The 26,312-nt window shown below is 63.8% G+C and carries 22 protein-coding genes and 2 tRNA genes; 12 read left to right on the top strand and 12 right to left on the bottom strand.

Annotation, left to right across the window (positions count from 1 at the left end; genetic code table 11):
- Positions 1 to 148: 148 nt before the first annotated feature.
- The 5 genes from M2343_RS07325 (at position 149) to M2343_RS07305 (ending at position 6,183) form a co-directional block, all read left to right on the top strand.
- A complete protein-coding gene (locus M2343_RS07325) occupies positions 149 to 838 on the top strand; it encodes a SapC family protein (RefSeq protein ID WP_264576145.1) in 690 nt (229 codons plus the stop codon).
- 13 nt (positions 839 to 851) lie between these two features.
- Positions 852 to 1,868: a cupin-like domain-containing protein gene (locus M2343_RS07320; RefSeq protein ID WP_264576144.1), complete on the top strand. Its 1,017-nt coding sequence runs from the start codon at positions 852 to 854 to the stop codon at positions 1,866 to 1,868.
- A 38-nt stretch (positions 1,869 to 1,906) separates the two neighbouring features.
- A complete protein-coding gene (locus M2343_RS07315) occupies positions 1,907 to 2,995 on the top strand; it encodes an alpha/beta hydrolase (RefSeq protein ID WP_264576143.1) in 1,089 nt (362 codons plus the stop codon).
- Between the two features lie 62 nt (positions 2,996 to 3,057).
- On the top strand, positions 3,058 to 4,947 hold the full coding sequence (locus M2343_RS07310) for an NPCBM/NEW2 domain-containing protein (RefSeq protein ID WP_264577518.1): 1,890 nt from the start codon (positions 3,058 to 3,060) through the stop codon (positions 4,945 to 4,947).
- 366 nt (positions 4,948 to 5,313) lie between these two features.
- Positions 5,314 to 6,183, top strand: a complete 870-nt coding sequence (locus tag M2343_RS07305) for an OmpA family protein (protein ID WP_264576142.1) — start codon at positions 5,314 to 5,316, stop codon at positions 6,181 to 6,183.
- A gap of 78 nt (positions 6,184 to 6,261) precedes the next feature.
- Here M2343_RS07305 and M2343_RS07300 read toward each other — a convergent pair whose 3' ends face one another.
- From M2343_RS07300 to M2343_RS07275, 6 genes are all read right to left on the bottom strand, one after another.
- Complete coding sequence (locus M2343_RS07300) at positions 6,262 to 7,071, bottom strand: FadR/GntR family transcriptional regulator (protein WP_264576141.1); 810 nt, start codon at positions 7,069 to 7,071, stop codon at positions 6,262 to 6,264.
- Between the two features lie 120 nt (positions 7,072 to 7,191).
- Positions 7,192 to 8,763, bottom strand: a complete 1,572-nt coding sequence (locus tag M2343_RS07295) for an alpha-N-arabinofuranosidase (RefSeq protein ID WP_264576140.1) — start codon at positions 8,761 to 8,763, stop codon at positions 7,192 to 7,194.
- Between the two features lie 82 nt (positions 8,764 to 8,845).
- Positions 8,846 to 10,792 (bottom strand): sialate O-acetylesterase, encoded by a 1,947-nt coding sequence (locus M2343_RS07290; RefSeq protein WP_264576139.1) that lies wholly within the window; start codon positions 10,790 to 10,792, stop codon positions 8,846 to 8,848.
- An 84-nt stretch (positions 10,793 to 10,876) separates the two neighbouring features.
- Positions 10,877 to 11,809: a Gfo/Idh/MocA family protein gene (locus M2343_RS07285; RefSeq protein WP_264576138.1), complete on the bottom strand. Its 933-nt coding sequence runs from the start codon at positions 11,807 to 11,809 to the stop codon at positions 10,877 to 10,879.
- On the bottom strand, positions 11,809 to 12,801 hold the full coding sequence (araD1, locus tag M2343_RS07280) for an AraD1 family protein (protein ID WP_264576137.1): 993 nt from the start codon (positions 12,799 to 12,801) through the stop codon (positions 11,809 to 11,811). The genes M2343_RS07285 and araD1 overlap by 1 nt, the downstream gene beginning before the upstream one ends.
- Before the next feature lie 72 nt (positions 12,802 to 12,873).
- Positions 12,874 to 14,406: an aldehyde dehydrogenase (NADP(+)) gene (locus M2343_RS07275; protein WP_264576136.1), complete on the bottom strand. Its 1,533-nt coding sequence runs from the start codon at positions 14,404 to 14,406 to the stop codon at positions 12,874 to 12,876.
- 281 nt (positions 14,407 to 14,687) lie between these two features.
- Between M2343_RS07275 and M2343_RS07270 the strand changes: the two genes are divergently transcribed.
- On the top strand, positions 14,688 to 16,064 hold the full coding sequence (locus M2343_RS07270) for a cation:proton antiporter (protein WP_264576135.1): 1,377 nt from the start codon (positions 14,688 to 14,690) through the stop codon (positions 16,062 to 16,064).
- Between the two features lie 49 nt (positions 16,065 to 16,113).
- Here M2343_RS07270 and M2343_RS07265 read toward each other — a convergent pair.
- The 4 genes from M2343_RS07265 to M2343_RS07250 form a co-directional block, all read right to left on the bottom strand.
- Positions 16,114 to 16,188, bottom strand: a tRNA-Glu gene (locus M2343_RS07265).
- Between the two features lie 164 nt (positions 16,189 to 16,352).
- Positions 16,353 to 16,428: transfer RNA gene (locus M2343_RS07260), tRNA-Ala, on the bottom strand.
- Between the two features lie 191 nt (positions 16,429 to 16,619).
- Positions 16,620 to 18,086 carry a DEAD/DEAH box helicase gene (locus M2343_RS07255; RefSeq protein WP_264576134.1) on the bottom strand — a complete coding sequence of 489 codons (1,467 nt, stop codon included), beginning with the start codon at positions 18,084 to 18,086 and terminating at the stop codon, positions 16,620 to 16,622.
- A gap of 308 nt (positions 18,087 to 18,394) precedes the next feature.
- Positions 18,395 to 18,778, bottom strand: coding sequence for a hypothetical protein (locus M2343_RS07250; RefSeq protein WP_264576133.1), 384 nt, complete (start codon positions 18,776 to 18,778; stop codon positions 18,395 to 18,397).
- Positions 18,779 to 19,151: 373 nt separating this feature from the next.
- On the opposite strand from M2343_RS07250, the gene M2343_RS07245 reads away from it, so the two are divergent.
- Positions 19,152 to 19,946: a response regulator gene (locus tag M2343_RS07245; RefSeq protein WP_181559218.1), complete on the top strand. Its 795-nt coding sequence runs from the start codon at positions 19,152 to 19,154 to the stop codon at positions 19,944 to 19,946.
- Here M2343_RS07245 and M2343_RS07240 read toward each other — a convergent pair.
- Positions 19,943 to 21,415 (bottom strand): CHASE domain-containing protein, encoded by a 1,473-nt coding sequence (locus M2343_RS07240; protein ID WP_264576132.1) that lies wholly within the window; start codon positions 21,413 to 21,415, stop codon positions 19,943 to 19,945. The two genes, M2343_RS07245 and M2343_RS07240, sit on opposite strands and share 4 nt — an antisense overlap.
- A 295-nt stretch (positions 21,416 to 21,710) precedes the next feature.
- On the opposite strand from M2343_RS07240, the gene M2343_RS07235 reads away from it, so the two are divergent.
- The 5 genes from M2343_RS07235 to M2343_RS07215 all read left to right on the top strand — a co-directional run bounded on the left by M2343_RS07235 (position 21,711) and on the right by M2343_RS07215 (position 23,978).
- Positions 21,711 to 22,214, top strand: a complete 504-nt coding sequence (locus M2343_RS07235; RefSeq protein ID WP_264569908.1) for a Dps family protein — start codon at positions 21,711 to 21,713, stop codon at positions 22,212 to 22,214.
- A 122-nt stretch (positions 22,215 to 22,336) separates the two neighbouring features.
- Positions 22,337 to 22,510: a NepR family anti-sigma factor gene (locus M2343_RS07230; protein ID WP_264569909.1), complete on the top strand. Its 174-nt coding sequence runs from the start codon at positions 22,337 to 22,339 to the stop codon at positions 22,508 to 22,510.
- 31 nt (positions 22,511 to 22,541) lie between these two features.
- Positions 22,542 to 23,081 carry a sigma-70 family RNA polymerase sigma factor gene (locus M2343_RS07225; protein WP_264572220.1) on the top strand — a complete coding sequence of 180 codons (540 nt, stop codon included), beginning with the start codon at positions 22,542 to 22,544 and terminating at the stop codon, positions 23,079 to 23,081.
- Positions 23,082 to 23,192: 111 nt separating this feature from the next.
- Positions 23,193 to 23,558 carry a response regulator gene (locus M2343_RS07220; protein WP_264576131.1) on the top strand — a complete coding sequence of 122 codons (366 nt, stop codon included), beginning with the start codon at positions 23,193 to 23,195 and terminating at the stop codon, positions 23,556 to 23,558.
- A gap of 150 nt (positions 23,559 to 23,708) precedes the next feature.
- A complete protein-coding gene (locus M2343_RS07215; protein ID WP_264574847.1) occupies positions 23,709 to 23,978 on the top strand; it encodes a GlsB/YeaQ/YmgE family stress response membrane protein in 270 nt (89 codons plus the stop codon).
- 65 nt (positions 23,979 to 24,043) lie between these two features.
- Here M2343_RS07215 and M2343_RS07210 read toward each other — a convergent pair whose 3' ends face one another.
- Complete coding sequence (locus M2343_RS07210; protein ID WP_264576130.1) at positions 24,044 to 26,287, bottom strand: EAL domain-containing protein; 2,244 nt, start codon at positions 26,285 to 26,287, stop codon at positions 24,044 to 24,046.
- Between the last annotated feature and the right edge of the window lie 25 nt (positions 26,288 to 26,312).

The following is a 26,312-nucleotide window of genomic DNA, read 5'->3' as shown; positions in this document are numbered from 1 at the left end:
GGTGTATATATGGCCCACCAAAGGGCTGGATTATCGACCGCAAACGTCCGATTCCTGCGGTGGATTGCAGCGACTGGACTCGCGGTGCGGAGAATAGCGTCAAGAAGCGCGCTCCCGCCATCGCAAGAAAAATGAGGAGAGAGATGGCATGGAAGCAGCACTCGAAATTCTGGATTCGCAGGCCCATCGGCACCTGCGTTTAGGCGCGATTTCGCCGGAAACGCGCAACTTCGTGCCGGTCCTGCCGTCGGAATTTGCGGCGGCTGCGGCGGTCTGCCCGATTCTCTTTGCGAAGAACCCGGAAACCGGCGCTTTCTATGTCGGTGCCCTGTTCGGCTTCAAGGAAGGCGAAAATCTGCTGGTCGACTCGCATTCCGGCAAGGCGCTTTTCCGCTCGCTCGATGAGCAGCGTGAGGCCTTTTTCGTCTCCGGCGAGAATATCGCGATCGACCGGGCCAGCCCCCGCCTGAGCGAAGTGTCCGGCGAGCCTTTGTTCGATGAGGATGGCGGGGCGACATCGACCACGCGGCATATGCAGCGGTTACTTGGGCAGATTGTCGCCGGCCAGCAGGAGGCCGAGCGCTTCATCGCCACGCTCAATCGCCTGGGCATCATTCAACCGATCGATATCTCGCTGCGGTTCGACGATGGCGAAACCATCGAGCTGGCGGGCTTGTACACGGTCAGCCTCGATCGGTTGCACGATCTTGACGATGCCAGCGTGCTGGCGCTGTTCCGCAATGGCGATCTTCAGCTTGCCTATTGCGTCGCCGCATCGCTCAAGCAGGTTCCGGTGCTGGCCGAGCGTCGCAACCAGATGCTGACCCGGGCCGGTTGATCGGAGAAGCTCGATGGCGGCCGTCATTGCCGAACTGGACCGGGAGGCACTTACCGGCGCGGAGGCGTTTCGGCGCCTGCTGGTCGAACCCTGCCGGCCTGCGGTCATTCGCGGCCTGTGTGCCGATTGGCCCGTCGTCCGTGCGGCGGCGCGGGCGGACGGTGCGCTCGCGGACTATCTGGACCGTTTCGCCACCGACCGGTCGGGAGAAATCTTCGTCGGCGCGCCCGACATTGCCGGGCGCTATTTTTACGACGATGGCCTGAAGGGCTTCAATTTCGAGCGGCGCGAGGTGCCTCTGCGCGAGGGCTTGCGGCAGATCCTGGCGCGCGCCGAAGCCCCCGGCGATGGCACGGTATATATGGGCTCGCTGCCGACCAGCAGCTATGTGCCGGGCTTTGAGGCGGACAATGCCCTGCCATTCATGCCGCAGGGCGTGGTGCCGCGCATCTGGCTGGGCAACGCATCTCATGTGAGCTGCCATTACGACGCGTTCGAGAATCTCGCTTGCGTGATGGCGGGCCGGCGGTGCTTCACGCTGTTTCCGCCCGATGCGATTGGCGACTTGTATGTGGGGCCGATCGACCACACCTTGTCCGGTCCGCCCGTTAGTCTCGCGGCCTCGGCGCCGGACGGCGATCCCCGCTACCCCCGCATGGCGCAGGCCCGCGCGCGGGCCGTGACGGTCGAGCTTCTGCCGGGCGACGCGCTCTACCTCCCCAAATTATGGTGGCATCAGGTGGAGGCGACCGCACCCTTCAACATGCTGGTCAATTACTGGTGGGATGCCTTCTCCGCCGGCCCGGATGCGCCGATGACGGCGATGATGCTGGCGATGATCGCCATCGCCGAGCGTCCGGCGGCTGAGCGGGAAGCATGGCGCGCTTATTTCGATCATTATGTTTTTCAGCGCGACGGGCATCCACTTGCCCATCTGCCGGAGGCGCAGCGCGGTCTGTTGGGGCCGCTGCGGCAGGGCAATTACGCCCGCATCCGAGCGCTCGTCATGCAGCAACTGCGCGGTGGCTGACTGGCTGCCGCTGATAATCACCAAAACAGGAGGATGGGATGACTAGGAAGAAAAGCGCAATTCACGCGGCCCTGCTGGCAGGTCTGTGCCTGGCGATGCCTCCCGCGCCGGCTCTGGCGCAGGTTGCCACCAACGCGCCGGCGCCGGTGCCGGGTGCGCCGAAGGTGACGCTGGAGCGTATCAAGGTCCATTCCCCGGCCATCGCAGGGAATCTGGAAGGCGAGTCTGCCGATCGCGATGTCATCGTCGTCCTGCCGCCCAGTTATGCCGCCAACCGGGCCAAGCGATATCCGGTCGTCTACGCTCTGCACGGCTATTCCATCGGTGCTGAGCAATGGATCGGCGAAATCCATGTGCCGCAAGTGATCGAGGGTGCGCTGGCCAAGGGCGCGCAGGAGATGATTCTGGTCTTCCCGGACAGCAAGACCATCCACAATGGCTCGATGTACTCAAGCTCGGCGACAACCGGCGACTTTGAGCGGTTCATCTCGCACGATCTCATCGCCTATATCGACAGTCACTATCGCACGCTGGCGAGCCCGCAGAGCCGGGGCCTCGTCGGCCATTCCATGGGCGGTTATGGCGCGGCGCGGATCGGCATGAAGCACGCCGATCAGTTTGGGGCGCTCTATCTGATGAGCCCGTGCTGCCTGTCCGCTCGCGATGCCTTTGCGCTGGATGAAGCCGGATTGGCGCAGATCGCGGCAGTCAAATCTCCGGCTGACTCGGCGAACCTGCCATTCCCGCTGCGGGCGCAGCTCGCGGTCGGCGCGGCCTGGTCGCCCAATCCAAAGAAGCCGCCGCTCTATCTCGATCTGCCAGGCGGCGATGAGGCGCAGCGCAATGCCATTCTCGCGAAATGGGCGGCCAATGCGCCATTGGCCTTTGTCGACCAATATATCGGCGCGCTGAAAGGCTATGCCGCGATCGCGATGGACGTCGGCGATCAGGATAGTCTCAAGACCGATACCGAGACGCTGCACAAGATCCTCGACTCCTACGGCATCGCCAACAGCTTCACCCTCTATGAGGGCACGCATACCAGCCATGTCGCGTTCCGCTTCCAGGACCATGTGCTGCCGTTCTTCAGCGCGCATCTGGTTTCCAAGGCCGGCGCGGCCCGATGACCATCAGGCATGCGTCCCGTCTGCGGCTGGCGGTAGGTGTGGCAGCGGCGGCGTTGGCAGCGATGCAAGCTGGCGCCCAGACAACCCGCGCCGCACCGCCGGATGCCGCCCGCAGCGCTATGGTTGATCCGCTGGCGCCCACGGGGCGCTGGAGCATCTATAGCGGCGGGCACGCCCCGCTGCCGCCGATGGGATGGAACAGCTGGAACGCCTTCACCAGCGATATCGACGAAGCGAAGCTGATGGCCTCGGCACGGGTGATCGTGGAGAGCGGCCTCGCCGCAAAAGGCTATCGCTACATCAACATCGATGATGGCTGGTGGCTCAAGCGCCGCCAGCCGGACGGGCGGATGCTGATCCGGACCGAGACTTTTCCCTCGGCGGCGATCGCAGGCGGCGGCAACAGCTTTCGGCCGCTCACTGACAAGCTGCACGCCATGGGCCTCAAGGCCGGCATTTATTCCGATATCGGCCGTAATTCCTGCGGGCAGGTGTTCACATCGACCTTCCCGAACCAGCCTGAAGGCACGGTGCTGGAGCGGGAAGTGGGCCTCTACGGTCATGTCGATCAGGACATTGCGCTCTACTTCAAGGAATGGGGCTTCGATCTCATCAAGGTCGACGCCTGCGGTATTCGCGGGCTGCCACCCAGCGACCCGCGCGTGAAGGCAGGGCAATATCGCGGCCTCGATCCGCTGATCGACGTGGAGTCGCTCGGGCGTACCGACATTCCGGCCGTCAAGGCGCTGTATGACGACGTGCGGCAGGCGCTGGAGCGACATAATCCCGACCAGGATTATGTTTATTCGCTGTGCCTGTGGGGATCGGCGGACTCGCGGGCATGGTCCCGAACGGTCGGCAACATGTCCCGCACCAGCGAGGATATCTTCCCCACCTGGAGCCGGATGCTGCACAATCTCGACAGTGTCGCGCATCGCCCGCTTTATGCTCACCCCGGCTCCTGGAACGACCCCGACATGCTGTTCGTCGGCACTGGGGATTTCGACATGACCAACCCCGTCCGTGCGCGCTCGCACATGGCGCTGTGGGCCATGGTCAATGCCCCGCTGATCATCGGCTATGATCTGCGCAAGGCCTCGCCGCGGATGCTGGCGATTCTCGGCAATGAGCGGATCGTCGGGCTCAATCAGGACCCCGCAGGCAATCAGGCGGTCCTCGCCTTCGATTCGCAGGATGTGCAGATTTTCGTGAAGACGCTTGCCGATGGCGACAAGGCGGTTGCGGTCTTCAACCGCACGGCCGCGCCCGCCAAGGCGGTGCTGACGGCCGATCATCTGAAGTTCGCGACCAGTGCGCCGGTCAGGCTGACCGATCTCTGGCAGGGCGCAGACCGCCAGTTCACCGGCGAGCAAGCCCTCGACCTCGCGCCCTATGAGACGCTGATCTTTCGCGCAAAGGGCGCGCGGCGGCTCGTTGGAGGGCTCTATCTTTCCGAGCAGCCGTCACGGGTCAATCCTGCGGAGGATGGCGTGGTCGTGCCGGAGGCGGACCCGCAGGTGTATCGCGGACTGCTCCCCTGGCGCGGGACCAAGGGTGGCGGCGAGCGCACGCAATATGGCGGCTGGGGCGGGGCACGGCTGGACCAGACGCCGTTCGGGCAGGCGCTATCCGTTGCCGGCACGCATTTCGAGACCGGCCTTGGCATTCTCGCCAATTCGCGGGTGGAGGTGCGCAATGAAGGGTTCCGGCGCTTCGTCGCCTCCGTGGGAGTGGATGACTCCGCGCGCTCCCGCCAGCAGCCGGTGACATTCTTGGTCTACGGCGATGGCAAGCTGCTCGCGCGCTCCAGGCCGGCCCAAGCGGGAGAAGCGGCGCAGTCGTTCGATGTCCCCGTTGACGGGGTCCGCATCATTGAGCTGGTCGCCCGGACGGCGCAGGCTGAGCGCTTTCCCGACCCGGTGACCTGGGGTGATGCGGCGCTGATGGAATAGGCGCCGACACGCTACCACGAGGCATGCCTTCGCTCTCCTCGCCGAGCGATAAGGACCATCCCGCCCGTTCGTCGGTCATCGCATTTCTGTGCGCCTGCATCGCTGAGTTGAGTCGGCGCAAAGTCGTCCTGCCGCATGATCCACTCTGGTTACCGGTGGTTAACGTGGGGGGAGGGGAACCGTTCATCTATGCGCAAGGTTCCCCTGAACACGCAGGAACTCGTGGTGCTTCCTGCGCCGCATTGAAAGGTTCGGAGAGTTCATGACGGAGGGGTTTCTGACAGTCGAATACGCACCTCGCGAGCGGCGGTCGGATGATGCTGCGATCCTGCAGACCCCAGCCGATCGACGAGTAGGAGAAACGCAATGAATACCCTTTCCACCAGTTCCAAGCTTCTTATGACGCTGGCCTTGATGACCGGCGTGGCGTCGGGCAGCGTGCTCGCGCAGACCGAAACCGCCCCTGAGGCGGATGTCTCGACGACGGTTTACACCGATTCCGCCCAGATGACGGCCGGCCCGGAGATCGAGGGGATCATCTCTGCGCGAAATGGCGACCAGCTGCAGATCACCTCGACCGATGGCACGCGCAATACGGTTACCGTTAACAGCTCGACCCGCATTACCGCCAGCGGCGGCTTCCTTGGCCTCAATCGCGATCAGCTGGGTGCCGATCAGCTCCTGAACGGCCTGCCGGTCAAGGTCGACACGCTGCAGGGCGGCGGCGGTCTGGTCGCCAGCAAGATCGACCTCAAGAACCGCGATCTGCGCACGGCCGAAATGATCCGCAATGGCACCTCGCAGCGCTTTGAGGAGCAGACGGCCGCCACGGACGCCCTGCGCGCTCGCATGGGCGACATCGACAAGTACAACATCAAGAGCACGACCAACGTGAACTTCGACACCGGCAAGGCGGTTCTCTCGCCGATGGCCAAGCAGAACCTCTGCGCCACTGCAGCGCAGGCTGAGGCCACCGAGAATGCCCTGCTGCTCGTGGTTGGCTACACGGACTCGACCGGCGACCCGGACTTCAACCAGACGCTGAGCGAAAAGCGCGCGGCGAGCGTGCTCAATTATCTGCAGCAGACCTGCAAGTGGAAGCCATACCGCATGCTCGCCCCGGCCGGCATGTCGCTTTCCGATCCGGTCGCTGATAACTCCACGCCGGAAGGCAAGGCCCAGAACCGTCGCGTGGAAGTCCATGTGCTGGTCAGCAAGGCGGTCGACGGCGCCTAAGTCAGGATCGCGGCGGCCCCGTCCATCTCTGGCTCAGTCGAGCCGGCGGTTGGCGGGGCCGATCTGCGTTCGGAAGCGTCACGGGAGGTCGCCTGTCTCGCCGTCCGCAGGACGCTGCATCGCCGCCCGTGTGTCATCGAGGGCGAGCTGCACGAGAACCTGCATGGCCTCCGCCGCCGCATCTGCGTCCCCGGCGGCAATCGCATCGTACACGCGCATATGATCGGGCACCGGGTCGCGCGGAAGGCCGACGGACCGCTGCTTGAACTGCGTCGTCCAGTTGACCGCCGCACCGATACTGGCGCTGAGCGTCATCAACACGGCGTTGCCGGTGCAGGCAAGCAAGGCGCTGTGGAAATCCCGGTCCGCTTCCCGCCCTTGCTCGGTCGCCAGCGTGAAGCGGCGCATCCGGGTCAGGGCATCCTTCATCGCGGCAACATCATTGCGATCCCGCCGCTTTGCGGCGAGGCGCGCCGCCTCTGGCTCGACGATTGCCCGCAGCTCGAACAGGTCGCGCACATAATTCACATCCGGCTCGCCGCCGAACGCCCAGGCCAGCACCATCGGATCGAGCAGGTTCCAGTGACTGCGCGGCAGTACGCGCGTGCCAGCCTTGGGGCGGCTTTCCACCAGCCCTTTGGCGGTCAGCACCTGAATGGCCTCGCGATAGGCACTGCGGGAAACGTCCAGCGCCTCGGCATTCTCAATCTCGCCCGTCAGCCGCTCGCCCGGCGCGATCCGTCCGGAGACGATGGCCGAGCCGAGATAATGAGCCACAGCCCCGCGGAGCCGCCGGCCCGATCCCTTGGCCGAGCGGGGGAGCCCGGTCGGGGTGTCGCCTAAACCTCCGTTCCCGGCCGTGCTGTTGTCCTGCGTGCTGATAGTCATGCCCCTGTTGCCGCCAGATCGTCTGGACGTTGCTGGAGGCTCAATTAGCGGGACTTGGGGCCTTGTGGCAACAGGAGGGCTGGCGCGGGCGCGATCATGCGCGCCCGCGCGGCTTCTTCATCAGGGTTCCAGCGCGATCACCGCGACGGACTTAGCTGGCATGTCGATCGTCAGCTTGCCACCGCGCACGCTGCCCGCAATCGGCTTGGGGCTGACGGTATTGGGGGCGGCGAAGCTGTTGATGCTGTCCACCTTTGGCGCGGTCAGCACCTCGCCGCGGGCCGAGCGCACGTTGAGCCCCGCGACATTGACCGTCACCGGCGTGGCGCGCTGGGTGTCGACATTGGTCAGCGCCAGCCACAATTTGCCCTGCTTGTCCTTCGCTGCCACGGCATCGATGCGCGGCATGGTGATGTCTCCATGCTGGTACGTTCCGGCCTGGAAATTGACCGGAATGAAGGTCGCATCCTGGAAAGGCACATACATTTTGAAGACGTGATAGGTGGGCGTGAGCACCATCTTTTCTTCATCGGTGAGGATCATGGCCTGTAGCACGTTGATCATCTGCGCGATGTTGGTCAGCTTCACCCGGTCCGCATGGCGCGCGAAGATGTTGATGTTGAGCGCCGCGATGATGGCGTCGCGCAGCGAGTTCTGCTGCTGGAGGAAGCCGGGATTGGTGCCGGGCAGAGGCTTGAGCCACACGCCCCATTCATCGACGGCGAGCGAGACCTTCTTCTCGGGATCATATTTGTCCATCACCGCCGCATTGGCCTTGATGAAGCCGTCCATCCCAAGCGTTTCCTTGACCAGCCGGGCATAGGCGCCCTCATCGAAGGCGTCGCTGGGGTAGGAGGGCGGCCAGCCACCGGTCGTGTAGCGATGGAGCGAGAGGCTCTCGACCGACCAGGCCCAGTCGTGCTGCTTCCAGGTCTTCATCACCTCCTCGGTGTAGGCGGTTTTGTCATCGCCCGGTCCGACGGCGACGCGCAGCATGGCATCGGGTTTTCCCTCGCCCTGCTCGGGGTGATAGTTGCGCACGAAGCGCGCATAGAGCTTCATCTGGTCGGCATAGAATTCCGGCCGCATCGCCCCGCCGCAACTCCAGCTCTCATTGCCGAGGCCGAGATATTTGATCTTGTAAGGCTCGCGATGGCCATTGTCGGCACGCTCCTTGCCGGCCGATGTGGTGGGATCGGCGGTCATATAGGCGACCCAATCTGCCGCTTCCTTCACCGTTCCGGAGCCGACATTGACGTTGAGATAGACCTCAGCGCCCACCTGGCCGACGAAATCCATGAACTCGTCGGTGCCGAATGCGCTGGTCTCGACCGAGCCGCCCCAGTTGGAATTGATCGAGCTGCGGCGGTTCTTGGCCGGGCCTACGCCGTCGCGCCAATGATATTCGTCCGCAAAGCAGCCGCCCGGCCAGCGCACCAGCGGGGTACGAATGGCGCGCAGGGCGTTGACGACATCGGTGCGGATGCCGCGGACATTGGGAATCTTGCTGTCCTTGCCGACCCACACGCCGCCATAGATGCCGGTGCCAAGATGCTCGGCGAACTGGCCGAAGATGTCGCGGCTGATCGTCGCGCCCGGCTTGGTGGCGTCGATCCGCACCTCGACCGGATCGCCGGCGCGAGCCTGCGCGGCGGCGGGCGTGGTCGCGGCGGTGAAAGCCGGGATGCTCATGGCTGTGGCAAGCAGGGCCAATGTTGCAAATCTCAAAGTCTCTCTCCCCTATTTGAATGTCTTCAGTGCGAATGATCTTTTGTCAGGGCTGCGCCTCGCTGCGGATCGGCAGTTCAAAGCCGGGAACAGGCAGCGCGCGGGCATCGAACAGATTGACGATGGGGCTGTCGCCCCACGCATAGCGCACCCGGCTGGCGGCGTGGCCATCGTCCTCGAGCCATACGTCGGCTCCCGAGATGCGAGCCTGCGCATAGCGGCAGCTCTCCTGCGCATCGCCGCATAGCTCGAAGCCGATGGGCGCAGAGGTGCTCCACGCGGCGAGGCTGCCCTCGATCCCTGAGAAGCTGATCCTGATCCGCCCCTGCGTGCGCAAGGCTTGCATGGGCATCGGCAAAGGCGTTCCCTGCGCAGCCATGGCCAAGCGAGCGCCGAGCAGCGCCTTGTTGGCAGGGTGGATATCGGTGCGCTCGCCGATGTCGATGGCGGTCACCAACGCGGCATTGGCGTCACCGCTGACGAAGGCGCGCTGGTCCTCGCGAATGGTCGCCCAGCCGGACGCCGCCGGAGCGAGCTGCGCGGGTCCATAATTGGCAAGCTGGACCACCAGAATGCGCAGGTCCTTGCCGAACTGGTGACGCCATCCTGCCGCAAGCGCGGTGAGGCGGCGGGCATAGCCGGGGACGTCTACGTCGCTCTCGCCCTGATACCAGGCAGCGCCGCGCAGGGCGATCTGCCCGAGGGGCGCGACCATGGCATTGTGCATGACGCCCAGGCCGCCATTGCCGTCCCATGGCGGGCGCGGCGGGAAGCTGGGGACGGGGGCGATGCTGTAGCGCCAGCCTTGCGCTAGCGGGATTTCAGCGCCGCCGGCGATCGTCAGCTTCAGCCGTTCCGGGCCGGTGGTGAAACCGCCCTTGTCCCAGCTGTTGCTGATCGCGACCATGATCTCATTATCGCCCGCATGGAGAAACACAGGCGGGACGGTATAGCGGCGCGCCTCGTCCCAGCTGAACGTATTGCCCACCGCGCGGCCGTTGACGAAGGTCATGTCCATATCGTCGATGATGCCCAGTTCCAGCGTCGCGCCGGCCTTGGCCTGTGCGCCGGTCAGCCGCACGGTGCGGCGCAGCCAGACGGTGCCGGTGGCATCCTTCGCGAGCCGCGTGCCTGTCCAGTCGTTCCACACGCCGATGGCGGGCACATCCTGCCACCTGAGGATATCCGGCTTGCGCCAGGGCTCGCTCTTCTCGGCTTCGTCCCGATACCAGCGCTCCCATTGCGGGGCGAAGGCGGTGACGGCGCCGAGCGGATCGGTGGCATGTTGGCGCAGCATTGCCAGATCGTCCTTGCCGTCCAGCGCTTCGGCGGCATCCGGTGTGAGCCAGGGTCGCAGCCGCGAGCCGCCCCAGCTCGCATGGATGAGGCCGATGGGGATATGCTGCTGCGCCCGCAATGCCTTGCCCATGAAATAGCAGGCAGCGGAGAATTCCGGCGTCGATTGCGGCGTCGCGGCTGTCCATGCCGTCGGGCTGCCGAAGCGCGTTGCGGGCAGGCTGGCGGTCGCCTTGGGAATTTGCAGCAGGCGCAGGCCGGGGTCGCCCGACTGCATGACGACCATCGGGCCATTCAATGCCCGTGCGACCGGGAACTCCATGTTGGACTGGCCTGAGCACAGCCACACATCGCCGACCAGCAGATCGCGCACCGTCACGGCGCTGCCATCTGCGCCCGAGAGCTGAAGCGTCAGCGGCGTTGCGCTGGCCGGGCGGGGAGGGAAGCGCAGGGTGAATGCGCCATTGGCATCCGCCGTGGCGCTGGCCTGTTCAGTGCCGAGGGTCGCGCGGATTGTCTCGCCTCGGGCGGCGGTTCCGGCGATGACGATAGGCGCGTCGCGCTGGATGATGGCCTGATCCGTCCAGACCGGGGAAAGCTGAGGGGCGGCCAATGCGCCGCTGGCCGTAAGCATACAGCCAAGCGCCAGGACAGGTCGGGCATATTTCAAGCCTTGCTGCGTGCCAGACACGCTCATCACCCTCTCCCCACTCTTTGTTGGTAGCGTTATCATGATTGGCCGATCAGGATTCGGCAACCCCTTACGGTCAGATTTTCCGGCTCAATCCTCGAAGGCTTCCACCTGCACGCGCTGGCCGCGCAGGAAACTGTCGGCGACAATGCAGAGCGGCGCGGTGTCGACATCGCTGCGCCCATCTCGCACCAGTTTGGCGAAGCGAGCATAGAGGCCGGGATATTCGACATCCGGGCTCTCGACCGTGCCCTTGGGCAGGGAGAGCACGGCGCCGCCCTTGGCCAGATGCACGGTGCCGGCGTCGGTCTCCACGATGATGTCCCAGCTCTGCGGTCCGGTCTGGCGCCAGTCGAGATCCATGTGGATCGGCGTGCCGAGCGTGTCGGACAAGCGCAGATCGGCGGCGATCGGCGCAGCCCGGTTCTCGGGGAATTGCAGCGTGGCATCCTTTAGGAACACCGGGTTGGGCAGGATCTGCGTGAGGATCGAGAGGGCATTGATGCCGGGATCGAACACGCCAAGGCCGCCGGGTTGCCAGATCCAGTCCTGCCCCGGATGCCACACGCGCACATCCTCGCGCCAGATGATCGACACATGCTCGATCCGCCGCTCGGCCAGCCATTGGCGCGCTGGCTCGACGCCGGCGGCATAGCGCGAATGCCAGGAGGCGAAGAGGGTGACGCCTGCCGCGTCCGCCAGACCTTGCAGCGCAATGACTTCCGACAGGGTGGCGCCGGGCGGCTTTTCGAGGAACACATGCAAGCCCGCCTCGATTGCGCGGGCGGCGAGCGCATAGCGCACCTGCGGGGGTGTGCAGAGCGCGACTGCATCCACCGCCGGGCCATGGGCGATCAGCGCGTCGAGATCGCTGAAATGGGGGATATCGTCCAAGCCGGCGGGATGGCGGCTGACGGTCGCGGTCAGGGCGAAATCGGGATTGGCGGCAATGGCGGGAAAATGCTGGTCGCGCGCGATCTTGCCCACGCCCTGCAGCGCGATGCGAATGGGGCTGGCGCTCATTACAGCACGCCCGGGCTGACGCTGGTCTCTGCCATGCGCGTGAGCGGGTTGGAGACAGGCAGCGTGAAGGGCGCCGCGCTGATCTCGAACACGTCACCTTCCTGCGCGCTCACGCCATCGCTGAAGGACAAAGTGGCTGTGCCGAAGAAATGCACGTGCAGGTCACCCGGCCGGCGGAACAGCGCATATTTGAAGTGATGGTGCTCGAGATTGGCGATGCTGTGGGACATGTTTGCCTCGCCCGAGAGGAAGGGCTTCTCCCAGATCACCTCACCCCCCCGGCGGATGCGGCTGGTCCCCTCGATATGGGCGGGTGCCGGACCGAGCAGCAATTCCGGCCCGAGCGCGGCCTTGCGGAGCTTGGAGTGGGCCAGCCAGAGATAATTGTGCCGCTCTGTCACATGATCGCTGAACTCGTTGGCAAGCGCGAAGCCGAGCCGCCACGGCTTTCCGTCTGCATCGATGATGTAAATCCCGGCCAGTTCCGGCTCCTCGCCGCCATCCTGCGCGAAGGCTGGCATGTCGAGCGGCTGGTGCGGGCCGAGCAGTTGCGAGCCATCGCCTTTGTAGAACCATTCCGGCTGCTGGCCGACCTCACCGGGCGCGGGCTTGCCGCCTTCCAGCCCTTCCAGGAAGATGCGCATCGAGTCTGTCAGCGTTTCGGCTTGCAGCGCCTGCTTGTGCATCTTGTCCCGCCCTTCCGCGGAGCCGAGATGGGTAAGACCGGTGCCGGTCATCAGCAGATGGGCCGGGTCTTCATGATCGATCGGCGCGAGCAATTCGCCGGCTAAGAAGGCTGCGGCGAGATCCACAGAGGCACCTTTGGCATAATGCTGCACGGTCTCCAGCAGGGACTGACGCCGCGCGAGAGCGTCCTGCGCAAGTGCCCGGATGCTGCTGCTGCCCTGCAGCAGCCAGGCCTCGTCATCCACGGCGAGAATCACGGATCGCGCGCCAGAAGGTGCCTGATGTTGCAGCAAACGCGTGGCCATTGGACGTCCTCTTCCATTCCTCATGCGCCGCGCGGGCGCCGGTTCGTGCTGTCTCGTCGGGGATTGCCGGCCTCAGCGACCGGCGAGCAAAGTGCCATTATACAGGCGCGGGATGCCATCCCCCAGTGCGGTATCGCGCAGCGGCTCTGGCAGCACCGACTGGGCGAGGTTCTGGTAGCTCACCGGCCGCAGGAAGCGATCGATGGCGAGGCTGCCGACCGATGTGGTGCGGCCGTCCGACGTGGCCGGGAAGGGGCCGCCATGGACCATGGCGTGGCAGACCTCGACGCCCGTGGGCCAGCCATTGGCGAGGATACGCCCCACCTTGCGTTCCAGCACCGGCAGCAGCCGCGCAGCAAGCGGCTCATCCTCGGCGTCCATATGGAGCGTCGCGGTGAGCTGACCTTCGAGCGCCTTGAGGATCGCCATGACCTCGGCCTCATCGGCGCAGCGCACGAGGATGCCGCTCGCGCCGAACACCTCGTCGGCGAGATCGGGATTGGCGAGGAAAGCCTGCGCGCTGGTCTGGAACAAGATGGCGCCGCCGCTCGTGCCCTCACCGGGATCGCCACTGGCCAATGTCTCGACGGCCTCATGATCGGTTAGCGCCGCAACGCCTTTCCCATAGGCATCGCGAATGCCGGTGGTGAGCATGGTCTGTGGCGCGGCCGCTGCCACGCCCTCGGTCGCGCTGGCAATGAAGGCATCGAGCCCGTCGCCCTCCATGGCGATCAGCAGGCCCGGATTGGTGCAGAACTGGCCGGCGCCCATCGTCAGCGAGCCGACGAAGGCGGTGCCCAGCGCCGCGCCGCGCGCCTTGAGGGACTGCGGGAGAAGCAGAACCGGATTGATGCTCGACATCTCCGCATAGACCGGAATCGGAACCGGGCGGGCCTGCGCCAACTTGACCAGCGCGAGGCCGCCGGCGCGTGAACCGGTGAAGCCGACCGCCGTGATGCGCGGGTCTTGGACGAGCGCGGCGCCGAGTTCGTGCGACGGCCCCATGATCTGGCTGAACACGCCCGCCGGGAGATCGCAGGCCTTCACCGCCGCCGTCAGCGCCTGCGCCATCAGCGAGGCCGTGATCGGGTGGGCCGGGTGGCCCTTGACGACGACCGGGCAACCCGCCGCGAGCGCAGAGGCCGTGTCGCCACCGGCAGTCGAGAAGGCGAGGGGGAAGTTGGAGGCACCGAACACCGCCACCGGGCCGAGCGGGATCATCCGCATCCGCAGATCGGGGCGGGGCAGGGGCTGCCGCTCGGGCATGGCGGGGTCGACGCGCAACTGCTGCCACCAGCCTTTGCGCACGACATCGGCGAACATGCGCAGCTGGCCCACGGTGCGTCCACGCTCGCCTTCGAGCCGGGCGCGCGGCAGGCCGCTCTCGCGCATGGCGGTTTCGATCAGGCCATCGCCCAGCGCCATGATCTCCTCGCCGCAACGCTCAAGAAAACGCGCACGATCTTCGCGGCTCGTCGCGCGATAGACCCCGAAGGCCTCCTCGGCGGCCGCGCAGGCGGCGGCGACATCCTGCGGGCCGTGAACGGGCAGCGGGTCACCATGAGGCGCACCGGTTTCGGCAGTGATCGAGCGGAATTCGGTCATGAGAGACTCCCTTTATTACTCCGACATATGAGGCCGGGGGCGCAAAGGCAACGGGGTGCGGCTGCGCTCGGGAAGTTTTTGTATCGCCGGATTTCCGATGCCTCCCCAGCTCGCCGGACAATCTATAGGCAGCGCGTAGCCGCGTTTTGTTGGGCCAGACGCGTCCGCTGGCCATTTACAGGTGCTGCAGTGCCCGCTTCCAATGATAACGCTACCATGGTAGCTTCTGGTCAGGCGCGGGACAAGCGGGCCATCGGGGAGGACACATGGAGCAGGGCGCGATGCAGCAATCGCTTTGGGGTGAACTGGGCCGCGTCTTGACGCCCCACGGTCCCGCCGTTCAGTCCGCTGTGAGCTTCACGCCATCCGACTACAGCGTGCATTTCTTCCTGCAGATCGCCGTCATCCTTGTGACCTGCCGGGTGGTTGGATGGCTCGGCCGCACCTTGTTCCGGCAACCCCAGGTGGTCGGGGAAATGATCGCCGGCGTCGTGCTGGGTCCGTCGCTCTTCGGCCTGTTCGCGCCCGATCTGCAAGCCGCGATTTTCCCCAAGGAAACCAGCAACGTCCTTTATGTCGGCGCGCAGCTTGGCGTGGGCCTCTATATGTTTCTGGTTGGATTGACGCTCCGGCTCGATCACGTCCGCTCGAAGGCGCGGGCAGCCGGTGCGGTGTCGGCGGCGGGCATCGCCGTGCCGTTCATGCTGGCGGCGGTGATTACCCCCTGGCTGTTGACGATCGACGGGCTGTTCACGGCCGGGGTGGGGCGGGGGAGCGCCACCTTGTTCCTCGGCGCGTGCATCGCGCTCACAGCCTTTCCCATGCTGGCGCGGATCATCAACGAGCGCGGCCTCGCCAACACGTCGCTGGGCACGCTCTCGCTGACGGCGGGCGCCTTTGACGATGCCGCCTCCTGGTGCGTGCTCGCGGTCGTGCTGGCGACCTTCGGCGCCGGGCCGGGGGTCGCGGTGATCGCCATTGTCGGCGCGCTGCTCTATGCGGGGTTCATGCTGATGTGGGGCCGTCGGCTACTCGTCCCGCTCGGGCGTTTCGTTGAGGCGGAGGGCGCCATAAGCATGACGGTGCTCGCCATCGTCCTTGCGCTGTTCAGCCTCTCGGCGTTTCTCATGGATGCAATCGGCATACACGCGATCTTCGGCGGCTTCCTGCTCGGCGCCTGTATGCCGCGCGGGCTGATCGCGCTGGAAATCAAGCGCAAGGTCGAGCCGCTGGTGGTGGTGCTGCTCTTGCCAATGTTTTTCACTTATTCCGGCCTCAATACGCGGATGGACATGGTGAACTCTGTGCCGCTCCTCCTGACGGCGCTGGCCATTCTGCTCGTCTCGGTGATCGCCAAATTCGGGGCCTGCTGGGCCGCCGCTCGCCTGGCGGGCGAGGATCATCGCACGGCGCTGGGCATCGGCGCGCTGATGAACGCCCGGGGGCTGATGGAACTCATCATCATCAACATCGGCCTGCAAAAGGGTATTATCGGTCCGACGCTGTTCGCGATGCTGGTGCTGATGGCCATCGTCACGACGGTGATGGCGGGTCCGCTGTTTGAACTGGTCTACGGTCGGCAGGCACGAGCACGCGGCGATCTGGCGGCGCTGGACGAGGCAAATGGTCCATCGACCGCCATGGCCCCGGCGGAGTGACGCTGGCGCGCCCAGGGGGGCTGCGCTTGATAATGTGGGAAAGTCTGAGTGGTGACCCCTACGGGAATCGAACCCGTGTTTCAGCCGTGAAAGGGCCGCGTCCTAACCGCTAGACGAAGGGGCCATCCATGTCGGTCCGTTGCGGAGCCGTCATCAGGTCCGGCGCCTATGCCGTGGGATGGCCGGAGTGGCAACCCCAAAAAGGTGGACCGGTTCACAGAAAATGCGTCTTCCCCCGCGCGGCTTAAGCCGGGGAGGGAGCGATAGCGTGGCTGGAAGAAAAATCCCTGGTGGAGCTGAGCGGGATCGAACCGCTGACCTCGTCATTGCGAACGACGCGCTCTCCCAACTGAGCTACAGCCCCCAGGGAGGGCTGCCTATAGGCAAGGCCCGCGCCGATTGCAATCGGGTTTTGCGTGTTGGTGGCGCGTCGCGTTTCGATAGCGACCTGAGTGTCGGGTGGCACAGAAATCGCCGGTTCGCGCACCGCCAGTTGGCAGGCATGGAGGCGCGCTGCCGCGTCCCCGAGCCTTCCCGTCTGTATCGTCGGCAGGTTTAGTTGTCGAAACCTACGGAGAGGAAATCCGGCATGGGGCCGTTCCATCCGTCATCCGGCTCCTGATCCGCGCGATTGCGTTGCTGCGGGGCCTTGGGACGCTCAGCGTCAGACCGTGCATCCTGACGCCGTGGCTGGGGCTGACGATCCTCACGGGTCTCACGCGGCGGGCGCGCATCCTCACGCGCGGGGCGTGCCTCGCGAGCGGGCGATTCGGTTTCACGATCATCCTTGGCGTCGGCGCCACGCTCACGCCGAGCCGGTGCCTTCGCCGGACGCTTGGATGCGCCTTTCGCGCCACCGCGACGATCGCGTCCGCGCCCTTCGTCCTCACCATCGTCGACGGCTTGCGTGCCCATGTCGAGGCGCGGGATTTTCGTGCCGATCAGCTTTTCGATATTCTCGACAGCTTCGGCATCGCTGTTGGTGATGAAGGTGAACGCCTTGCCGGTCGCGCCGGCACGGCCCGTGCGGCCGATGCGGTGCACATAATCGTCCGGGTGCCAGGGTGCATCGAAGTTGAAGACGTGACTGACGCCCTTGATATCGAGCCCGCGCGCGGCAACGTCGGAGGCAACCAGCAGGTTAATCTCGCCGGACTTGAAGCGATCCAGCTCCGCAATCCGCGCGGCCTGATCGATATCGCCGTGGATTTCACCGGAGCGGAAGCCGTGGCGCTTGAGGCTCTTGTTCAGCTCCCGCACCATCGTCTTGCGATTGCAGAAGATGATCGCGCTCTCGGCGCTCTCGCTCCGGAGCAGCGAGCGCAGCGTCTCGCGCTTGGCCCGCTCGGCGACAGGCACGAGCATCTGGGTGATGTTGGCGCTGGCGGTTGCCGGGCGCGCTACCTCGATGGACTTGGGATTGCTCAGGAAGCGATCCGAAAGCTTCTTGATCGGCGGCGGCATCGTCGCCGAGAACAGCAGCGTCTGCCGGTTCGCGGGCAGCTTGGTGCAGATGTTCTCGATATCGGGGATGAAGCCCATGTCGAGCATCCGGTCCGCCTCGTCGATGACCAGCAGCGAACAGCCGGTCAGCAGGATGTTGCCCCGCTCGAACAGGTCCATCAGGCGACCAGGCGTCGCGATCAGCACGTCGACACCCTTTTCGAGCGCCTTGATCTGGTCGCCCATCGAGACGCCACCGATGAGCAACGCCATCGAGAGCTTGTGGTATTTGCCGTATTTCTCGAAATTCTCGGCGACCTGCGCCGCGAGTTCGCGCGTCGGCTCGAGAATGAGGCTGCGCGGCATCCGGGCGCGGCTGCGGCCCTGAGCCAGAATGTCGATCATCGGGAGGACGAAGCTGGCCGTCTTGCCGGTGCCGGTCTGCGCGATACCAATGATGTCCCGCATCATCAGGACGGAGGGAATTGCCTGCGCTTGAATCGGAGTCGGCTCTGAATACCCCGCCTCGCCGACGGCTTGCAGCAATTCGTTCGAAAGGCCGAGATCGGCAAAGGGCATCAGAATTCCGTGAATAGAGGGCGCGTGACTCTTGTGGATCACACGGGCAACCGCTTGCGCCATGATGAAGGCGGGCGCGGATGTCAAGATTTTCTAGGGATGCGGGCGCTCTTCGAGGCTGTGTCACGGCCCGCGTCTGCGCGACCCTGGCCTGTCCGAGGCGAAGGAGGGGATCTGGCACCACCGGGCTAGCAGCATCTAAAATAGCCTGATGGTGCCAGATCTGCCCGTTAAACGAGCTATAGACGGGTTCGTTCCGGCCTTCGAAAACTTTCTCGCTTAATTTGGCAGAGAATGGTCTTCGCTTATTAATCCTCTGAAGAATCGTCTGATTCGTCAGTGTCTTGCTGCGCGCGCCATGCGAGATATCCCACCGTCGCAGCGGTCAGTCCGACGGCAACGAGCAGGGCGGGGTGGCGGCGGACGAACCGGGCGGCCGGCGAAGCCGCGAGCCCTGAGGGTTTCATGCCGGGCACATGATCGCGCACATTCTCAACGAGGGATTTCGAGCCCTTCGAAACCTTGCGCGCTGTGTCCTTCCCCAACCGGGATGCCCGGCGGCCGGCCTCGTCCGCCAGCGTTGTTGCCCTGGCAAGACCACGCTCGGCAATATCCTCCGCGCGGGAGCGAAGCGTTATGATCACGTCGCGGCCGTCTTCCAGAGGCGTGGAACGGTTTGTGCGAATGTGCATGGCTTAACTCCTCGTGATAACCTTCCTGAACCCAACGGTGGTTCGGGCGGATGGTTCCTCTGTTCGCCGCGCGCGTACGGGCTCAGCAGAGGAAGGACGGGAGATAATGTGGGGTGGTTGACCGGTTCCCGCACTTTGGGGGGTGAGGAGGAGCGGAAACCGGTCAAGTGACGCTGACATTATCGGGGGCAGACTAATGTCAATGCTGATCCTCAAATGCACCTGAATCGCGTTGGTTCCCGAGGTTTGCAAAAATAAATTTCTTGTGGGGAACCCTGTCGAAACCGTACATTCCGCGCACTTTTGGTGCTCCACCGCGTCATGCGGTGTTCTTGGTTGTGGGCGCTGGCTGAAATGCAGGAGACACGTTCATATGGCTCTATCCGACCTTATCGCGCGGCAACTTCCTTATCTGCGGCGATATGCTCGAATTCTGACGGGGTCTCAGTCGCTGGGTGACAGTTTCGTGCGGGAGCTTCTGGAGGCGGCTTTGGCCGATTCCAGCCTGCGCGAGCAAATCTCCACATCGCGGACCGGCCTGTTCAGTGCCTTCTCGCGCATCTACGCTTCCGCCGGCGCTGAGCTGTCGATGAGCGGCGGCCTCGGCTCGGATGAGGGCACGGCTGCCAGCAATCGCCTCGAACTGGTGACGCCGCTGGCACGTCAGGCACTGCTGCTGAACGCCGTGGAAGATTTCTCCGAAAGCGAGATCGCCGAGATTCTCGACTGCCCCGAGGACGACGTTCGCGAGATGATCGACAGCGCGCTGGCGGATATCGATTCCAGCAGCCGCCTCAACGTGCTGATTATCGAGGATGAGCCGCTCATCGCCTTCCAGATCGAGGAGATCGTGACCTCCATCGGCCATGTTGCGGTGGGCACCGCTGCGACGCACGCGCAGGCGGTAGCGCTGTTCGATCAGCACCGGCCGGATCTCGTGCTGGCCGATATTCAGCTGGCGGATGGCAGTTCGGGGATCGATGCGGTCAACGAGATTCTGGGCAAGTTCTCGGTCCCGGTGATCTTCATCACCGCCTTCCCGGAACGCCTGCTCACCGGCGAACGCCCCGAGCCGACCTATCTGATCACCAAGCCGTTTAGCGACGACTTCGTTCGCGCGACGATCGGGCAGGTTGCGTTCTTCGGATCAACGGCGCCGCTGCGTTAAGCGGCGCCATCCTTCCTGCGCAACTGGAACGATTTCGGTTTGCGCAGGGGGATATCGAACGTGCACATGAGGCCGCTCGACAAAAAGTCGATGCGGATCGGCGTTCCCAGCTCGTGGGCCAAAGCCCGCTCGATCAGGTTCAGGCCAAAGCCGCGCTTGACCGGCTCCACAACCGGCGGGCCGCCGCGCTCTTCCCATGATACCGAGATCTTCTCGTCTCCCACCGACCAGTGCAGATGCACTTCGCCCTGATCGGCGGACAAGGCGCCATATCGTGTCGCGTTGGTGAGCAGCTCGTGCAGTGCCAAGCCGATGGACAGCGCATCGTTGGGCGAGATCAGCACATTGGGGCCATCGGACACAATGCGCCCGCGGGCGTGGCCATGCGATCCCAATTGCGTCTCGATCAACGCCTTGAGGTCCGTCGGTCCCCACTGCGCGCCATCCAGCAATGAGTGGCTGGCGGCCAGAGCGCGCACCCGCTCCATCAGATTGTCGGCAAAGCTGTTGATGTCGGTCGCGTTTCGACGGGTGAGGGCGATGATTGACGTGACGTTGGAGAGCGAGTTCTTCACCCGGTGGTTAAGTTCGCGCACGAAGGCGGCGCGTTCCGCCTCGCGCTCGGCCTGCGCATTGACGAGCGCGACGAGATCCTCGTTGCGGCGCTGCACGAGCAGGATGTAGGCGAGCAGCAGCATCGAAAAGGAGACGCCGCCGACCAGCACGACCAGCGTGAGGGGGTAGAGCCAGTGCTCGCCGGCCGGATAGAAGCGCACGGACCATTGCTGGTCGAACAGGGAAAAACGCTGCTCAAGCGGCCTTTCCACTCGTTCGCTGTCGCCGGCTGCAAAGATGCGCTCCTGCCCATCCGGCGTGGTATCGAAAATCTCGATCCTGCCGGTTTCCAGCAAGGATGGTTTCACAGCAGCGCGAATGAATTCCTCGACCCGGATGGCGCCATAGATGAAGCCATTGACTGGGCCCTCATCATTTTGCGCGACCGGTAGCAGCACGACGATGCCGGTGTTGTGGTCGGCATTCTCGTCGATCTTCAGCTTGACCGGGTCTGTCGCTGCCATGGAGCGGGTTCGCAGCGCGCGGTCGATCGCGGCGGCGCGCCGTGCGTCGCTGTGAATATCGAAGCCAAGAACGCGGCGATTGGCCAGGGAATTGGGCTCGACGATGGTGATGATATACATCGGCTGCTTGGATTGCGCGGGGGCCGGGTTGACGGCAAAGTTCTCATATCCCGCTTCCCGCATTCTTGAGGTCAGTTCCGGCAGTTCCGCGGCTGTGGTGTGGCGCGCCCAACCAATGGCCACGACACCCGTAAAATCATAATCCTGGCGCAGCCGGGTGATGAAGTCGCGAAAGAACTCGGGGCTGACCCCGTCTGCGCTGAGAAAGAGCGCGCTGGTGGCTTGGAAATAGGCGGAACTGGCGGCTGCCTGCCGCTGCAGAGCGGCCACGATCTCCCCAGCCTGCATAACGGCCGCCGCTCGCCGCGTCCGCTCGGACGCGACTTCGACGGACCAGGCGCTGGCCCCGACAAGCGTAAGCGAAAACAGGAAGACCCCGATCGGCGTTGCCCGAGGATACTCTCTTAACCAGCTATCGAAGCGTCGCTTGGCACGTTTGCCAATATCCCAATTCACCATGAACCCAAATTACCAAAGAGGTGCCAAAGCGCCGTGATCCGTTAGATCGGAACTCTTTCCCCTTGGGATCGTTCCCCCACTCGTACGCCCCCAGCGGAGATCAGTGATGGCGAATAGCGCCCTGAATGCAAAGCCGAAAGATGCGGCTTTCAACACCGGGATCGATCGGCAGAATGTCGATGCGATTGCCGACAAGCTTGCCGATGCTCTGGCTGACAGTTTCTCGCTGTATCTCAAGACGCTGGGTGTACATTGGAACATCGTCGGGCCGAGCTTCTTTGGTCTGCACAAGCTGACCGAAGCCCAATATGAGGATCTGGCGCTGGCCATCGACGCGCTGGCGGAGCGCATTCGGGCACTTGGCCACATCGCCCCTGCAGCCTTTGGCGACTATGCTGAGCGCAGCGTGGTGGAGAGCAGCAAGACGGTCCAGTCCTCTGCCGAAATGATCGATGCGCTGATCAAGGATAATGAAGCGGTCGCCCGGCGTCTTCGTGAGGCTGTCGCGGTCGCCGAAGAAGGCGACGATGTCTTTAGTGCAGACATGTTGACAGCTCGCATCGGAAAGCATGAGGAAAACGTCTGGATGTTGCGCGCTGTCGCGGCGTGAGCTGCGCTTCGGAACGCACATCAGTCACTTTACGAGGGGGCGGGAATTGGATTTCAGAGGTTTTGGGAACGGTTGTGCAGTCACATCTCAACAATTCTATATTCTGCGAGGCAAGTAGGGGCATGTCCAGCACGCCTGAAAAGCCCGGAAAGAACTCCGTGCAGCGCAGCGGTCGCGCAAAACCCGTTTGGGCCGAAGGCTTGAGGCGGATGTACGATGAAGTCGTCGACGAGCAATTGCCGGACGATTTCGTGGCGCTCCTCAAGAAGCTGGATAAAAGCGGTGACAGCCAGTAACATCCCGAAAAATTATGATTTTCGTACGGAGATGACCGGCGTTCTTCCGCACCTTCGCGCTTTCGCGAGAGGTTTGTGCGGTCGCCCGGACTATGCCGACGACCTCGTTCAGGAGACGATGCTCAAGGCTTGGGCCGCGCGGGATTCCTTCCAGCCCGGCACCAGCATGCGCAGTTGGACATTCGTCATTCTGCGCAACGTCTATCTGAGCGAAGCGCGACGCAACCGGTTCCGCGGCGATTATGATCCTGATCTTGCCGAAAAGCTGCTGAGCCAGCCCGCGGGGCAGGAAGATGGCCTGCACATGGGCGATCTTCGGGCCGCAATGATGCGCCTGTCGCCCGAACGTCGCGAGGCTTTGCTGCTCGTCGGGGCCGGTGGCTTCAGCTATGAGGAAGCCGCGGACATCGCCCAATGTGCGGTCGGTACGATGAAAAGCCGCGTCGCCCGCGCTCGCCGAAGCTTGGAAGATATGCTGGGCGACGAGGGTGAGAAGGGCGGGCGCTCGAAGAGCCGCGCCGTCTCCCACACGGAAATGCTGGCGGATCTCGACAAGGTCGCCAGCCTTTAATCTCGAAACGAGCGTAAAGACCCGCACTTGGTTCGGTCCATCGCAACGCTGTGGATCGCCTCGGGCGGGTGCGCATAATTATCCCGTCAATCCTTGCTAACAGGCTCGCCCTTGTCGCCACGCCCCCACGCCGTTCTTCTGGTCGAAGATAATCCGATCATCGCGATGAATACCGAAGCCCTGCTCGAAGACCTGGGCATCACGGATGTGCGGGTGGCCGCCAACCTCGCCGAGGCGCTGGCATTCGTGAACGAGGTCGCGTTCGATTTTGGGCTGCTCGATCTCAAGCTAGGGGATGAGGAAGACAGTCTTCCCGTCGCGGCCCGTCTCGCGGACAAAGGTGTCCCGTTCGCCTTCGCAACCGGCGCGGGAGACGCGATGGACGGCGCGGAGCATCAGAATGCGGTCGCCATTCTCAAAAAGCCCTATCGCCTCGAAGACTTGCGGCGCGTGATCGAGGCGCAATTGGGCCTGTAACTTGTGTAAAGTTACGGTCGCAAGATGGGCCCATGTCGCACACTGCACTCGATTCAAGATGACGGCCTTTGTCAACTATCCGTTCAGCAAGAACGGAACGAATTCCTCAGACAATTGTTTTGCCTTCAACATCACTGAGGGAGACGGAATATGGGCCTTATCATTCTTCTTATTGTCGGTGGCATTGTTGGTTGGCTTGCAAGCCTCATCATGCGCACCGATGCCCAGCAGGGCATTTTGCTGAATATCGTGGTGGGTATTGTCGGTGCGGTTCTCGCCGGCTTCCTGCTTTCCCCGATCCTCGGCGCAGCTCCGATCACGTCGGGTGCGATCAATCTGACCTCGATCATCGTTTCGCTGCTTGGCGCCATTGTGCTGCTCGCGATCGTCAATCTGGTGCGTCGCGGTTCAGTGCGGTAAGTAGACCGACATAAACGCCAAAAAGGCGCCGGGTCTTTGATGATCCGGCGCCTTTTTGTTGGCTGTTATGCTGCGGAAAGGGCGCTCTTGCGAGCTCGGCTCGCAGCCTTGCGGTTCGCCGCCTGCAGATTGGCGAGAAAGTCGGGAAGCGCCACCGGGCGACCGATATGATAGCCTTGGATGATGTCGCATTCCATGGCGGCCAGAGCCTGCAGGACATTCTCGTCCTCCACGCCCTCGGCAACCACCTGCATGTCGAGCTCATGGGCCAGCTTGATGGTGGAATTGATCAGCACCGCATCGCTGCGGCTGGTGAGGATTTGCCGCACGAAGCTCTGGTCGATCTTGAGTTCGGACGCCGGCAAGCGCTTGAGATAGGATAGCGTTGATTGGCCGGTGCCATAGTCATCGATGGAGATATGCACGCCCATCGCCCGGAGCGACTCCAGTTCGGCGATGCCCTGTTCGTCCGCCATGCTGGCCGATTCTGTAATCTCCAGCGTAAGATTTTCGGCAGGCATTCCGTAGGTATCCAGCAGCAGGCGAAGTGGCGCCTCTAGCTTGTTCTTGCCGACCATGCGCATGGAGAGATTGACTGCGACCGAGAGATTGAGCGGCGCGAAGTCGGCAATGGCGCGTTCGAGCACATAGAGCGTCAGCCGCTCGATCCGCCCCGCGTCCTCGATGGCGCGGACGAACCGGTCCGGCCGGATGAAGCCGCGCTCGGGGTGGATCCAGCGGATCAGCGCTTCGGCGCTGGTGATGCGATTGCCGTGCAGGTCCAGCTTGGGCTGGTAGGCCACCCACACATCGCCGCGGCGCAGCGCCTGCTCGAACTCGTTGAGGATGGAGAGCTTCCAGAACAGCTCGTCCTCCTCGGTCTCGTAGCGCTCCCACAGTATGCCGCGATTGGTAGCGTTGGTCGCCGCGAGGACTGCCTTGGGAATGGCTTCGGACACACTCATGTCCGGCTTGTCGCAAAAGCCTGCATGCAAAGTGATGTCGACGGTGAGCTGTTCGACCTGAACCCCCGGCGCGAACAGCGCTTCCAGACCCTCGAGACTGTCGACCACCTGAGGCACGTCCTCCCGGCTCCGCCAGGCAAAGCTGTGATTGTCGATCTGGTAAATCCGCTCGTGGCCTGCGGCGAGAATGAGGCGGTCGCGGATTTTGGCGAGCAGCGTGCCCTGCGCCGCCAGGCCGAGTAGCGCCGTCGTTTCCACATAATTGCGCAGGCTGACAACGATCGTCACGCCTTCTTCGCCCTCGTTGAGCACCATCGCCGCGAGATTGGGGAGCCCCGCTTCAGCCGACTTGGTGCTACGATCCAGCAAGGCCTGCGCGACGCTGAGGAGCGATTGGGCGACCAGCGCGGCCACCAGCGTGAGGATCGCCGGGCCGACATCCGGGCGCCAGAGCGTCAGATGTTCCGTGTAAATCTGCGCGGGCACAAGCCCTATGGTTCCGGCCAGATAGAGCGGATAGCGAAAGCGCGGCTTGAGCAGAAAGGAGAGGCCGATCAGCGCCAGCGCGAGCACCATAGCTGGCCACGGCCCCACCTCAATCGGCAGTCCGGCGATCAGCGTCTCTGCTGCGGCGGCAAAGACATAAAGGCTAGAGAGCTTCTCATGATAAGGGACGTTGAACTGGTCGCCGAAGCCGAAGGCATCGATGCCGACCAGGACCTTCTTGCCCTTGAAAAAGTCCTTGGGGAATTTGCCGGCCAGCACGTCCGAATAGGAGATATGGTCGATCTGGTTCCACCAATAGGACCAGTCGATGGGGAAGGAGCCTTCACCCGGATAGTTGGTGCCGGCAAGCGCCTGGGAAATATCGCGCAATTCCGTACCCAGGACCGGGGCATTGAGCACCAATCGCCGATAATATTGGTCGGGATCGCTATGAAGCCACACGTTGACCGGGGTGACATAGGGCAGCAAGGCCGCGGTCGGCAGCGCCTCGTAGGTTGCCCGCCCATTGGAGCGATTTTCCAGCAGTGCGGCCAGATAGACATCGGCCTTAGAGGCTGCGAGTGCCTTGATGAGCCGGTCGTCCTGCGCCGGGTCCGCAGCGGGTTGGTCGAAAATGATATTGGAGACGATGCGCTCGGCGCCTGCGCGATTCAGGGCATCGATCAGCTCGCCATGGCGCCCGCGGGGCCAGGGCCACGTACCCAGCGCCTTGATGCTGGGCGTGTCGATCTTAACGATAACTAGCTCGCCGCTCGGCTTCTTGGGGAAGTGCTGGTAGCGCTCGGTGCGGGTCAAATTGTCCAGCGACGTGCCGGCGCCACTCGTCATCACGATCATGCCGATGAGGCATGCCGCGGCGAGG

It is taken from the genome of Sphingobium sp. B8D3B (assembly GCF_025961875.1).
Lineage (GTDB): Bacteria > Pseudomonadota > Alphaproteobacteria > Sphingomonadales > Sphingomonadaceae > Sphingobium.
The sequence above is the reverse complement of the archived record's forward strand: the minus strand, read 5'-3'. Positions and strand labels throughout refer to the sequence as shown.